Origin of the sequence: Pseudomonas sp. SL4(2022) (assembly GCF_026625725.1) — a bacterium.
Taxonomy (GTDB): Bacteria; Pseudomonadota; Gammaproteobacteria; order Pseudomonadales; family Pseudomonadaceae; genus Aquipseudomonas.
On record NZ_CP113060.1, the window covers coordinates 3,779,058 to 3,791,225 of the forward strand.

The 12,168-nt window shown below is 58.2% G+C and carries 12 protein-coding genes and 1 pseudogene; 5 read left to right on the forward strand and 8 right to left on the reverse strand.

Annotation, left to right across the window (positions count from 1 at the left end):
* Nucleotides 1-12 precede the first annotated feature (12 nt).
* The 3 genes from OU997_RS17885 to OU997_RS17895 all read left to right on the forward strand — a co-directional run bounded on the left by OU997_RS17885 (nucleotide 13) and on the right by OU997_RS17895 (nucleotide 3,538).
* The gene (locus tag OU997_RS17885) at nucleotides 13-1,278 is read left to right on the forward strand and encodes an MFS transporter (protein WP_108488155.1); all 1,266 of its coding nucleotides are present in this window, start codon (nucleotides 13-15) and stop codon (nucleotides 1,276-1,278) included.
* Nucleotides 1,279-1,359: 81 nt separating this feature from the next.
* Nucleotides 1,360-3,264 carry a molecular chaperone HtpG gene (gene htpG / locus OU997_RS17890; RefSeq protein WP_267807851.1) on the forward strand — a complete coding sequence of 635 codons (1,905 nt, stop codon included), beginning with the start codon at nucleotides 1,360-1,362 and terminating at the stop codon, nucleotides 3,262-3,264.
* A gap of 67 nt (nucleotides 3,265-3,331) precedes the next feature.
* Complete coding sequence (locus OU997_RS17895; RefSeq protein WP_267807852.1) at nucleotides 3,332-3,538, forward strand: hypothetical protein; 207 nt, start codon at nucleotides 3,332-3,334, stop codon at nucleotides 3,536-3,538.
* Nucleotides 3,539-3,597: 59 nt separating this feature from the next.
* Here OU997_RS17895 and OU997_RS17900 read toward each other — a convergent pair whose 3' ends face one another.
* The 4 genes and pseudogenes from OU997_RS17900 to OU997_RS21110 all read right to left on the reverse strand — a co-directional run.
* Entirely contained in the window at nucleotides 3,598-4,458 is an 861-nt protein-coding gene (locus tag OU997_RS17900) for a pirin family protein (RefSeq protein ID WP_267807854.1), read from the reverse strand.
* The gene (locus tag OU997_RS17905; RefSeq protein ID WP_108488159.1) at nucleotides 4,458-4,856 is read right to left on the reverse strand and encodes an OsmC family protein; all 399 of its coding nucleotides are present in this window, start codon (nucleotides 4,854-4,856) and stop codon (nucleotides 4,458-4,460) included. The genes OU997_RS17900 and OU997_RS17905 overlap by 1 nt, the downstream gene beginning before the upstream one ends.
* Before the next feature lie 51 nt (nucleotides 4,857-4,907).
* Entirely contained in the window at nucleotides 4,908-5,453 is a 546-nt protein-coding gene (locus OU997_RS21105; RefSeq protein ID WP_420713282.1) for a PDC sensor domain-containing protein, read from the reverse strand.
* An 18-nt stretch (nucleotides 5,454-5,471) separates the two neighbouring features.
* Nucleotides 5,472-6,302, reverse strand: a pseudogene (locus tag OU997_RS21110) (methyl-accepting chemotaxis protein); the annotation flags it as partial.
* A gap of 260 nt (nucleotides 6,303-6,562) precedes the next feature.
* Between OU997_RS21110 and OU997_RS17915 the strand changes: the two are divergent.
* Nucleotides 6,563-7,027 carry a DUF3859 domain-containing protein gene (locus tag OU997_RS17915; RefSeq protein ID WP_267807856.1) on the forward strand — a complete coding sequence of 155 codons (465 nt, stop codon included), beginning with the start codon at nucleotides 6,563-6,565 and terminating at the stop codon, nucleotides 7,025-7,027.
* Nucleotides 7,028-7,279: 252 nt separating this feature from the next.
* On the forward strand, nucleotides 7,280-8,836 hold the full coding sequence (locus tag OU997_RS17920) for a methyl-accepting chemotaxis protein (RefSeq protein ID WP_420713283.1): 1,557 nt from the start codon (nucleotides 7,280-7,282) through the stop codon (nucleotides 8,834-8,836).
* Between the two features lie 63 nt (nucleotides 8,837-8,899).
* Here OU997_RS17920 and OU997_RS17925 read toward each other — a convergent pair whose 3' ends face one another.
* From OU997_RS17925 to OU997_RS17940, 4 genes are all read right to left on the reverse strand, one after another.
* The gene (locus OU997_RS17925) at nucleotides 8,900-9,667 is read right to left on the reverse strand and encodes an SDR family oxidoreductase (protein WP_108488163.1); all 768 of its coding nucleotides are present in this window, start codon (nucleotides 9,665-9,667) and stop codon (nucleotides 8,900-8,902) included.
* A 37-nt stretch (nucleotides 9,668-9,704) separates the two neighbouring features.
* Nucleotides 9,705-10,772: a phosphotransferase family protein gene (locus OU997_RS17930; RefSeq protein ID WP_267807860.1), complete on the reverse strand. Its 1,068-nt coding sequence runs from the start codon at nucleotides 10,770-10,772 to the stop codon at nucleotides 9,705-9,707.
* Nucleotides 10,773-10,980: 208 nt separating this feature from the next.
* Nucleotides 10,981-11,295 (reverse strand): SCP2 sterol-binding domain-containing protein, encoded by a 315-nt coding sequence (locus OU997_RS17935; protein WP_108488184.1) that lies wholly within the window; start codon nucleotides 11,293-11,295, stop codon nucleotides 10,981-10,983.
* A gap of 52 nt (nucleotides 11,296-11,347) precedes the next feature.
* Nucleotides 11,348-12,058 carry a histidine phosphatase family protein gene (locus OU997_RS17940; protein WP_267809931.1) on the reverse strand — a complete coding sequence of 237 codons (711 nt, stop codon included), beginning with the start codon at nucleotides 12,056-12,058 and terminating at the stop codon, nucleotides 11,348-11,350.
* Nucleotides 12,059-12,168 lie beyond the last annotated feature (110 nt).

Here is a 12,168-nt window from a genome sequence, read left to right on the forward strand (position 1 = left end):
AAGGAATACTGAATGGATGCGCTGCTGATTCTGGGGGGCTTGCTGCTGATTCTCGCAGGCCTCGTTTGGCTGGTAATGCGCGCTTTTGCCACCAGCCTGCTGTGGGGCTGGGCCAGTTTTCTGCCACCGTTGGCGTTGCTGTATGCCTTGCGTCATTGGCGCTCGGCCCGCCCGGCCCTGGCGCTGTCGGGGATGGGGATCATCCCGCTGGTGGTCGGTCTGACCCTGCTGGCCAGCCATGATGCACAGCGCCTGGAAGCCATCCTCAGCTTGGCATGGCTTAAGCCACAAACGCCGGCGCCGGCCGAACTGGCAATTAATCTGCGCGGTGAGCTACATGGCCGGCCCTTCATGCCGCAACAGGCCGAACTGATCGACGGTGTATTGAGCCTGCGTGAAGGGCAGGATTTCTTTGCCCAGAGTGAGTTGGTGATCCGCCTGCCCAAGGCCGACAAAGGCCCGGTGCGGGTCGATGTGCTGCCTGCCGATGAAGGGATTCTGCCAGAGGTGGAAATCAGTTGGTTGTTGCCCGAGCAAGAGTTGCCCGAGGCGCGGCGCTTGAGCCGTGGTTACACCCTGCATCTGGACTTGCAGCCGCTGTCACCGAACAAGCTGGTTGGTGACTTCCATCTGGTGCTGCCGCCGCAGTTCAAGACCACCCTGAGCGGCAAGCTGGAGCTGTTCAGCAACGGCCTGCGCTACCGCGATGGCCAGGTTGATCGGCAGTTCGACTCCGTCGATACCCTGACCCATGTTGTTGAGGACTATCTGGAACGTCGTTTTGCCACGCGCCAAGTGCAGCTGCAGCCATTGGGCACGCTGAGCTTTGCTTATCAGCGTTTTGAGCTGAACGTGCAGGCGCGAATCAATGGTGATCTGCAGCAACTGCCGATCGTGCTGCAGAAGCAGGAGAAGCGTGGCTGGCAGGTGAGCGGTGACAACTTCCCTGCCTTGCCCAGTAATGAAACGGTGGCAGTCAAACCGGCGGCCGCGAGTGAGGCAGTCAGTGCTGCCGCCGCGGCCGCGCCTGAGCGGGTCAGCCGGCCCCTGGATCGCCGTGTGCGCTTCAGTCTGGACGGTTTGCTGCGCAGCCCCAACCGTTATCAAAACCTCAGCATGCGGGTTACAACCGAGCGCGGTAACAGTGCCGAAGGACGCTTTCAAGGCATTGACCAGCAAGGTCAAATCATCCTGCGCCAACGCATGAGCGCTCAGGGTGAGGTGACCTATACCTTGCAGCCGGAAGAAATAACCCGCATCGAACTGCTCGAACCTTAGACCTTGAAATTCCACCAGTTGCCCCCACCTGTATGACATCCGCCGCACTGCGGCTTCGTCAACAACGTGGAGTAAGAGAGCATGAGTGTGGAAACTCAAAAAGAAACCCTGGGCTTCCAGACCGAGGTGAAGCAACTGCTGCACCTGATGATCCATTCGCTGTACTCGAACAAGGAAATCTTCCTGCGTGAGCTGATTTCCAACGCCTCCGATGCCAGTGACAAGCTGCGTTTTGAAGCGCTGGCCAAACCTGAGCTGCTCGAAGGCGGCGCAGAGTTGAAAATCCGCATCAGCTTCGACAAGGACGCCAAGACCGTCACCCTCGAAGACAACGGCATCGGCATGAGCCGTGAAGACGCGATCACCCACTTGGGCACCATCGCCAAGTCGGGCACCGCCGATTTCATGAAGCACCTGACCGGCGACCAGAAGAAGGACTCGCACCTGATCGGCCAGTTCGGTGTGGGCTTCTACTCGGCCTTTATCGTTGCCGACAAGGTTGAAGTGTTCAGCCGTCGCGCCGGTAGCCCGGCCAGCGAAGGCGTGCACTGGTCGAGCAAAGGCGAGGGCGAGTTCGAAGTGGCCACCGTTGAAAAAGCCGAGCGCGGTACCCGTATCGTGCTGCACCTGAAAAGCGGTGAAGACGAGTTTGCCGATGGCTGGCGCCTGCGCAACATCATCAAGAAATACTCCGACCATATCGCCTTGCCGATCGAGCTGCCGAAGGAGTTCCACGGCGAAGAGAAGGACAAACCAGCAGAAGTTGAGTGGGAAACCGTCAACCGCGCCAGCGCCCTGTGGACCCGTCCGCGTACCGAGATCAAGGACGAGGAATATCAGGAGTTCTACAAGCACATCGGTCACGATTTCGAGAACCCGCTGAGCTGGAGCCACAACAAGGTCGAAGGCAAGCTGGAATACACCTCGCTGCTGTACACCCCGGCGCGTGCGCCATTCGACCTGTATCAGCGCGAAGCGCCTCGTGGTCTGAAGCTGTATGTGCAGCGCGTATTTGTCATGGATCAGGCTGAGTCGTTCCTGCCGCTGTACCTGCGTTTTATTAAAGGTGTGGTCGACTCCAACGACCTGTCGCTGAACGTGTCGCGCGAGATTCTGCAGAAAGACCCGATCATCGATTCGATGAAATCGGCGTTGACCAAGCGCGTGCTGGACATGCTGGAGAAACTGGCGAAGAACGAGCCTGAGCACTACAAGGGCTTCTGGAAGAACTTCGGCCAGGTGCTCAAGGAAGGCCCAGCGGAAGATTTCGCCAACAAAGAGAAGATCGCCAGCCTGCTGCGCTTTGCCTCCACCCGCACCGAGGATGGCGAGCAGAGCGTGGGCCTGGGCGAGTACATCGCGCGTATGGCCGAAGGTCAGGACAAGGTCTACTACCTGACGGGCGAATCCTACGCCCAGGTGAAGAACAGCCCGCATCTGGAGGTCTTCCGCAAGAAAGGCATCGAAGTGCTGCTGCTCACCGACCGTATCGACGAGTGGCTGATGAGCTACCTGACCGAGTTCGACGGCAAGCATTTTGTCGACGTGGCCCGTGGCGATCTGGACCTCGGCAAGCTGGATTCGGAAGAAGACAAGAAGGCTCAGGAAGAAGTCGCCAAGGCCAAAGAAGGTCTGGTCGAGCGTCTGAAAACTGCGCTGGGTGAGCAGGTTGCCGAAGTGCGCGTTTCGCACCGCCTGACTGATTCGCCAGCCATCTTGGCCATTGGCGAGCAGGATCTTGGCTTGCAAATGCGCCAGATCCTCGAAGCCAGCGGGCAGAAGGTGCCGGATTCCAAGCCGATCTTCGAATTCAATCCAGGTCATCCGCTGATCGAGAAGCTGGACGCCGAAGCCGATGAAGATCGTTTTGCCGACCTCAGCCACATCCTCTTTGATCAGGCTGCTCTGGCCGCCGGCGATAACCTGAAGGACCCGGCCGCTTACGTGCAGCGTTTGAACAAGCTGCTGGTCGAACTTTCTGCTTGATTGTTGTAACCCCCAAAAAAGCCCGCCACTGGCGGGCTTTTTTGTCGCTTTGTGGGCAACGGCCTAGTTGCTGCTGTTCGCCTTGTTGTTCCAGCAATTCGGCGGCCTGCTGGCTGTCATCGACAGCACGTTCGATAAAGTCGTCATCCAATTCCAGCGTGCGACCACGGCTGCGCAGCTGATTCAGCGCGCGCTGGGAACGCTGGCCATTGCGTCAGATCTGCACAAAGGCATCGTGCACGCAGTCTTCAGTCTGATCACTGCGGCCGAGTAGGGTGATGGCCAACCCGAACACCTGCGCTTTGCATGTCGTGCAAGTGCACATCTTCTCTGTCAGCGCGGCAACTCGACGCGTGCGGTCTCGCCTGGCACGCTTGGCCAGTCCTGTGCGGCCCAGCGCTGGCGGGCTTGATCGATCAGCACCGAATCGCTGGCGACAAAGTTCCAGTTGATCTTCCGGGGGCCAATCGGTGCACCGCCAATCAACACCAGGTGGCTCTCGCTGCAGGCGCTGAGGGTGTAAATCTCGCCTTCATGCAGCACCAGCAAGCCACGTAGCGGCAGTTGCTGGTCATCCAGTGTGACCTCGCCGTCGATCAGGTACAGGGCGCGCTCGGCATGCTCATTGGGTATCTGCAGTGCGCTGCCTGCGGCCAGTTTGATCTCGGCATAGACCGTTGGCGACAGCACCGGCACTGGCGATTGCAGGCAGAAGCCAGTGCCGGCAATCAGGCAGATGTCCACGCCCATGCTGGTGCTGCGCGGCAGGCTGTCTGCGGGGTGATGGCTGTAGCGGGGTTCGCCTTGCTCCTCAGCGGTGGGCATGGCCAGCCAGACCTGCAGGCCATGCATGTGCGAGCCGCTTTCCCACAGCGGCTGTGGTGTACGCTCGACATGCGCGACGGCACGGCCTGCGGTCATCCAGCTGACTTCGCCGGGGCGGACCAGTTGATTCGAACCGAGGCTGTCCTTGTGCTGCAGGTGCCCCTCAAACAGGTAGGTGAGGGTGGACAGGCCGATATGCGGGTGCTGGTTGATATTCATGCCGCTGCCGGCCGGGTAGGTGTTTTCCAGAATATGGTCGAAGAACACGAACGGCCCTACGCTGCGGCACTTGGCCGAAGGCAGGGGGCGCAGGATAGGTTGTCCGCCGAGGTTTTCCGGACGCGGCTGGATCAGTAGAAAGTCGCTCACTATGCACCCTCGCTTAGCTGGGTGCTGACCTGAACCTCGCTGCTGGTCATCAGCTTGTGGATCGGGCATTTATCGGCGACGCGCAGCAGCTGCTGGCGCTGTGAGTCATCCAGCGCGCCGTGCAGCGTCAGTTCGACATCCAGACGGTAGATGCCTTGGCGCTCCTGGCTGTCATCGCGGTTGAGCTTTACATCGAGGCCTTCCAGCGGTAAGCCGCGCTGCTTGGCATACAGCGCCAGGGTCAGCGCCTTGCAGGCACCGAGAGCCGCATCGAACAGATCATGCGGCTCGGGCGCTGAGCCTTCGCCGCCCAGTTCCACCGATACGTCACTGTGCAGGGTGTGCGGGCCGATGTTGATGCGCTGTAGCAGGCCTTTCTCGTTGCTGATGCTGATCATAGGAGTTCCATGGGCTTGAGTGAGTGGCCAGCCTAGCTCATGGCGCAGGCCTCAGACCAGCGCAGAAAGCCGCACATCGGCCCCCAGTACGCGCAGTAATTGGCCACGGGTGTCGAGGATCGGCACCGAGATAGTGAAGCAGAAGTCGTCGGTGGCCGATGAGCGATAGACCTGGGTGATATGGCTGCGCAGGCTATCGGCCGCGGCGCGGAACCAGGGGCGTTGCTGCCAGTTGCGACCTTTACAGCTGCTGCTGTCGCTGTGAGGCACATCGGCGGCAAAGATGTTTTCGGATAGCTGTACGCCATTCCTGTCGACCAGATAGAACAGTTCGAACCGTGTATCAAGGTTGAGCGTGTTACCAAGCAGGCGTTCGGCGCTGGCCACATCTGCACTCAGGCCGGGTTGGCACGCCAGCTGTTCGACACTGGCCTGTACGGCGTGGTGAATTTCCAGGCGGAAATCACCAAGCCCTGCCAGCAGTCGGTCGCCATCCTCGCGTACCGCCTGGCTATGGTGCAGCACCTGGCCGGCCTTGCCGAGTAATTCACCAGCGATTCGGGCGATGTTTTGCACGTCACCGTTGATGGAGCGCACGGCCTGGCCGATTTGTTTGGTGCCGGCTGCAATCTGCCCTACGCGGCTGTCCAGGCGATCCATGGCCTGACGGGTGCTGTCCAGGCCAGTGCCCACAGCGTGCATGCCATCACGTCCATCGGCTACAGCCTGGTGCATGTGCTTACCCGCCTCGGTGAGTTGCTGCATACCGTTGCGAAAGCGCTCGATGATGTCGCCGACCTGAGTGGTGGCGTCGGTGGTATGCCCAGCCAGGCGTCGCACTTCCTCGGCGACCACGGCAAAGCCACGGCCATGCTCGCCCGCGCGGGCGGCTTCGATGGCCGCATTCAACGCGAGCAGGTTGGTCTGCTGGGAAATACTGGCGATCACCCCAATCACCTTGCTGACTTCCTCAAGCCGGCTGGTCAGCTGCTGAATCACCAGCGCCAGTTGCTGTTCGCTCTTGCCGATCACCTCGACCTGCTGCAGCACCGCCTGGCCGCTTTGCTGGCAACCATGCAGGGTTGCGGTGACCTCTGCGGACAGCAGGGCGACTTCGGCAGCGCCGGGCACCAACTCGGTGTCGAGGGTGGTGGTGACCTGTTCGCTGGCGCTGGCGATCAGTTCCGAAGACTGCGCCAGGGTTTGTCCGCTCTGCTGGTTGGCGGCGGCAATACGTGCTAATTGCGGAGCGTGTGAGGCAATGCCGACGGCTGCGCCGAGGCTGCTGCGGATGCGCTGGTGCAGGCCGGCGCTGAAGTCATTCAGACGCGACATCCAGCGATAGTTATCGCTCAGGCGACTGGTCAGGTCGTACTGGTTGAGGAGCGCGTCGAGTGCAGTGTCGTCCGCATTCTTGTTGGGCGTCGAACGCAATAGCTGAAGCATGGCGAATTCCTTTAGAGGGTTGGCAGTAGCACTGCAAGCCAAGTGCCATCACTGAGTGGGCGTCATGCTGCTATCGCTGGAAAACAGGCGGTTTTATTGCCCTGCACTGGTGCGTCGGGTCGCGATCTGAGCCCTGCTGGTGCTGTTTGCCCACTTTTAGGCCGCGACGCTCGCAATCGTGGCTCTGTGCACGTTGATAACTGTCATGGTCTTGTCATACGGGTGTCATAGGCTCGCGCCATCTAAACAAGGAGCGCGACATGCAATTCATCCGTTTCAGTGCCCTAGCGGCAGGTGTCTTGATCAGTGGCCTGGTGCAGGCCGAAGTGCGGGTTGAGGGCCCGGTCGAATACGGTGTTTTTGTCAGTGACTATCAGGATTATCAGGCTGGCGAGCGGGTCCTGACCCGCAGCAATCAGCCAATCGAAGCTGGCGATGCGATCCCTGCCAAACTCGGCACTAAATTTGGTGTGCGCTACAACCTGGTGGGCAAGACTGCTTCAGAGGCGCCGCTGACTCTGCTGTATCTCACCCCGGGTGTGGTCACTCCAGATGGCAAGCGCCATGACAAGTTTGTTGTTACGCAGAAGCTGGTGGTCGGTGCCCCTGATGATGTCATGGCATTCGAGTTCACCGAGCCGCATGAAGTCGTTGCCGGCGAGTGGCACTTCATGGTGTTTCAGGATGACCGCAAGCTGCTGGAGCAGCGCTTCACCGTACGCTGATGCCTTTAATTAGGCGCTTAGAACCCGAGCCTGGCTCGGGTTTTTTTTTGACTGTTCGAGCACATGCACAGTCGGTCGATAGTTAAGGGCAGTCTGCTATACAGATAAAGAGTATTTGAGTGATAGCTGAGTGATGTCGCTGTGATATCAGTTGTGGTGTGAGGCAATACGAGGGTTGTGGAGATGAGTCTTCGAACGATAAATATTGCACCTAGGGCCGCATCGGGTTTCGGTATGGTGGCATTGTTGGTGATGCTGGTCGGCAGTTTCTCGCTGATGCAGATGTCCGAGATGAACAAGCAATCTGAAGAGGTGAATGAAAACTGGCTACCCAGCGTGCTGAATCTGGGTGAAATGAGTCAGGATATCCTGCGTCTGCGCGCCATGACCCTACGCTTGATGCTCAACAGTGATGAAAGTGTTCGGCAGCAGAACATTGCCCGGGTTGAGGCGTTCAAGAAGGAGCTGGAACAGGCGCAGAACCGATACGAGAAGCTGATTTCCAGCCCAGCAGAAAGGGCAGGTTATGAACGTTTTGAACAAGCTGAAATCAGCTACCTGCAAGAGCAAATAAAGATTGTCGAAGCCGTTCGGCAAAATGACCTGGATGCAGCCTTGGCAGTCGCCAATGGTCCGCTCAATGGCCATGCCGACAAAATGACAAAAGCCCTAAGCGAGCTGGCTGAAATGAACCGGCTTGGCGCGACGTCGGCTGCCGATAAAGCTGATGCGGTCTTTGCCAGTGCCCGGACATGGGTGATCATAATGATGCTGGTAGCACTTGGGTTGACTGTTGTGTTGGCCCTGCTGTTGACCCGCAGTATTGTTCGCCCGCTTGCTGAAGCTGTCAGGGTGGCGGAGGTTGTCGCTGGCGGCAACCTGACCCAGGCCATTGAGGTCGAGGGGACGGATGAACCGGCCCGGCTGCTGGGATCGTTAAAAAGCATGCAGCAGAGTCTGCGCAGCACCATTCAGAACATTTCGCATTCTTCAACCCAACTGGCTTCCGCCTCAGAAGAACTGAGCGCGGTTACAGAAGACTCGACCCGTGGTCTGCACCTGCAGAACAATGAGATCGAACAAGCGGCCACAGCTGTCAATCAAATGACCAGCGCAGTGGAAGAGGTTGCACGCAACGCCGTCACGACATCAGAAGCTTCAAGCGAGTCTAATCGCACGGCGCAGCTTGGTCGTGAGCAAGTGCGTGAGACGGTGGATTCGATCAGCCACCTGGCCGACGATGTAACGAATACTGCTTCTGAGGTCGAACAGCTGGCCGGGCAGGTGCGTGATATCAGCAAGGTTCTCGATGTCATCCGTTCGATTGCCGAGCAGACCAACCTGCTGGCGCTTAACGCTGCAATTGAGGCCGCTCGAGCTGGCGATGCCGGACGCGGCTTTGCCGTTGTGGCGGATGAGGTGCGCGCATTGGCACATCGCACCCAGCAGTCGACCCGTGAAATCGAGCAGATGATCAGTGGCATTCAGCAAGGCACCGACAAAGCGGTCAATGCCATGCAGCACAGCAATAGCCGCGCCCGCTCGACGCTGGAGGTGGCCAAAGCTGCCGGTTTGGCGCTGGATGAAATTGCAGCGGCCATTTCGCAGATCAATGAGCGCAACCTGGTGATTGCCAGCGCCTCGGAAGAACAGGCACAGGTCGCTCGTGAGGTGGACCGCAACTTGGTTAATATCCGTGACCTGTCGTTGCAATCATCGGCGGGGGCTAATCAAACCAGTTCTGCCAGTCAGGAGCTGTCACGCCTGGCAGTGGATTTGAATGCGCTGGTGGCCCGCTTCACTATTTGAAGCTTAGCCTTAGCCATAAACAAGGGACCGGCAGGTCCCTTGTTAAAGCTGTAAAACAGTGGCTTAGGAGAGAAAGCCACCATCCACATTTAGCGCTACGCCAGTGGTGTAGCTGGAGGCATCGCTGGCCAGGTACAGCACGGTGCCGGCCATTTCACTCGGATCAGCGACGCGCTTGAGCGGGATGCGCTGCAAGGCGACTTTGAGGATGGCATCGTTTTTGGTCAGTGCTGAGGCGAACTTGGTGTCGGTCAGGCCCGGCAGCAGGGCGTTGCAGCGAATGCCGAATTGCGCGCACTCCTTGGCAAACACCTTGGTCATGCTGATCACAGCGGCTTTGGTCACCGAGTAAATGCCCTGGTACTCGCCGGGGCTGACGCCGTTGATCGAGGCCACGTTGATGATCGAACCACCGCCGTTGGCTTTCATCAGCTTGCCGCCTTCGATGGACATGAAGTAGTAGCCACGGATGTTTACGTCAACGGTCTTTTGGAACGCGCCCAGATCGGTGTCGAGGACGTTGCAGAACTGTGGGTTGGTGGCGGCATTGTTAACCAGAATATCAAGGCGGCCGAATTGTTCCTTGATGTGCGCAAAGACGTTGCTGATCTGCTCCATTTCACCAATGTGGCAAGCCATCGCAGTGGCCTTGCCTCCATCAGCAATGATGGCATCCGCGACTTTCTGGCAGTCGTCGATCTTGCGGCTCGACACGATGACGTGCGCACCTTGTTGGGCCAGCAGTTTGGCGATGGCTTCGCCGATGCCACGGCTGGCACCGGAAACGAAAGCGATCTTGCCGTCGAGGTCGAACAGATGGGTCTTGGACATGGTTTTTTCCTTTCTTATGAGAGGCCTGTTCGGCCGTTTACAACTGCGACTTATTGATGACCTGCAGGCTCATCTGTTCCAGTAGCTTGTTCATATGAATGAACTGTGCGAAGCGCTTGTCCTGGGTCTGGCCATGGAAATAGCGGTAGTAGATCTGCTGCACGATACCGGCCAGGCGGAATAGGCCGTAGGTGTAATAGAAGTCGATGCTCTTGATTTCGATGCCGGCGCGCTCAGCGTAATAATCGGCAAACTGCTGGCGCGTGAGCATGCCGGGTGCGTTGCTTGGCTGACGGCGCATCATTTGTACGGGGGCAGGGTCGGCGGCCTCGATCCAGTAGGCGAGGGTGTTGCCCAGGTCCATCAGTGGATCGCCGATAGTGGTCAGTTCCCAGTCCAGCACACCGATGATCTGACTTGGGTTCTGTGGACTGAGAATCACGTTATCGAAGCGGTAGTCGTTATGCACGATGCCTGGCTTGTGGTGGTCGGTCGGCATCTTGTCGCGCAACCACGCTTTGACTGGCTCCCACAGGGGCGCATCGGGGGTTAGCGCTTTTTCGTAACGATCACTCCAGCCGCTGATCTGGCGCTGCACATAGCCTTCAGGCTTACCCAGGTCACCCAGGCCGCAGGCTTGGTAATCAACATTGTGCAGCTCGACCATCTTGTCGATAAAGCTCTTGCACAGCGTGCGGGTTTGCTCGGCGCTGAAGTTCAGCTCAGCCGGCATATCGGACCGCAGGATAATGCCGTTAACCCGCTCCATCACATAGAACTCAGCACCAATCACCGATTCATCGGTGCAATGCACATAAGCTTTGGGGCAATAAGGGAAACCGGCATTGAGTTGGTTGAGGATGCGGTATTCGCGGCCCATGTCGTGGGCCGATTTGGCTTTGTGACCAAACGGGGGGCGGCGCAGCACAAACTCTTTGCCGGGGTATTCAAGCAGGTAGGTGAGGTTGGATGCGCCGCCGGGGAACTGGCTGATGCGCGGCTCACCTGTCAGGCCAGGGATATGCGCCTTGAGGTACTGGTCGATGACCGTGGCGTCGAGTTCCTCGCCTTCACGGATGCGGGTTGACTGGTCAGTAAGCGCCATGTTTATCCCTTCTGCTTATGATAGGTGCCTGAGACTATTGGTTAATCTAATGCTGCTGCAGGTTGTGAACAAGCATTGCCCGCCTTAATAGGCCAGCGTGTTGCCGCTCAATCAAGCGGCCTGATTGACCTGTTTATAAAGGCCGCAGGCATAAAAAAACCGAAGTCAGGGACTTCGGTTTTTCGAGTAGCAATAACGCCAGCTTGGCTTAAACCGGGAACAGTTCGCCCAGTTTCATGGCCAACATCATGTCGCCTTCGGCGCGCAGTTTGCCGGACATGAAGGCTTGCATACCGTCGGTTTCACCGCTGGTGATGCCTTTCAGGGTTTCGGTGTCCATGATCAGGGTCACGTTGGCGTTGGCGTTGTCGCCTTGCTCAACGGCGCAGGTGCCGTCTTTAACGATCAGCGCGTAGTTCTCGCCGTCTTCGATGTTGAACTGGAATACCAGATCAAGGCCTGCAGCAGCGCTGGCGTTGAACTTGGAGTGCATGGTTTGGACGATGTCTGCAACGCTCATGATGTTTTCCTTTTTCTTGGGGGTTACTAGCACCTTGGGGTGCAGTGGGCCGGACTCAGCGGTACGTGATGAGTTCCGGCGCCTTCAACAGCTGCAAATGCACATGGCTGTTGAAGGAAGCCAGGCTCACTTGCGTGCCGCGAAACTTCAGGCAGCTCAGTGAGGTGTTAACAATTTGCCAGTTCAGTTCAAAGGCCTGAGCGGGCGCAATACCGGTGATCAAGTGCAGCAGGGCGGTAATCGTACCGCCTGATGTGAAGACTGCGATGTTCTGTTTGCTGTCAGCCTGCTGTAGCAGACGTTCCAGGCCGCCTTGTACTTGTGCGACAAATTCCTGCCAGCTCTGTAGGCCAGGCTTGCTATGCTCGCCACTGACCCAGCGAGCGATCAGCTTGGCGAACAGCCGTTGGAACTCTCCGCGATTTTGTGCGGCATTGCGCAGCGTGTGCAGTGCCTCCGGTTCTTCAGGAAGCAGATCAGGGAGCAGGGCACGGATCACGGCATCAGCGTCGAATTCATTGAATGCGGCATCAATATCCAGTGTGGTATCTGCTAGATCGGCATTTTTGAGTTGCTTGAGCGCGCTGCTGGCGGTGTGTTGCTGTCGGCGTAGAGCACCGCTGACACTGCGATCTATGCGCGTGCCAAGTTGCGCGAGGTGCTCGCCCAGCACTTCGGCCTGGCGAATTCCGATGGGCGAAAGCACATCGTAATCGTCGGCGCCGAATGAGGCTTGGCCATGTCGAATCAGGTAGATGCTGCCCACGTCCGCTCGATTCCGGTACGTTGAAAGTTTCGCGAGGGTATGAGGAAGCTCAGGAGCTGTCAACGTAAAAACATACGCTTGTTTGAATTGCATTGATGGGCTGAATAACC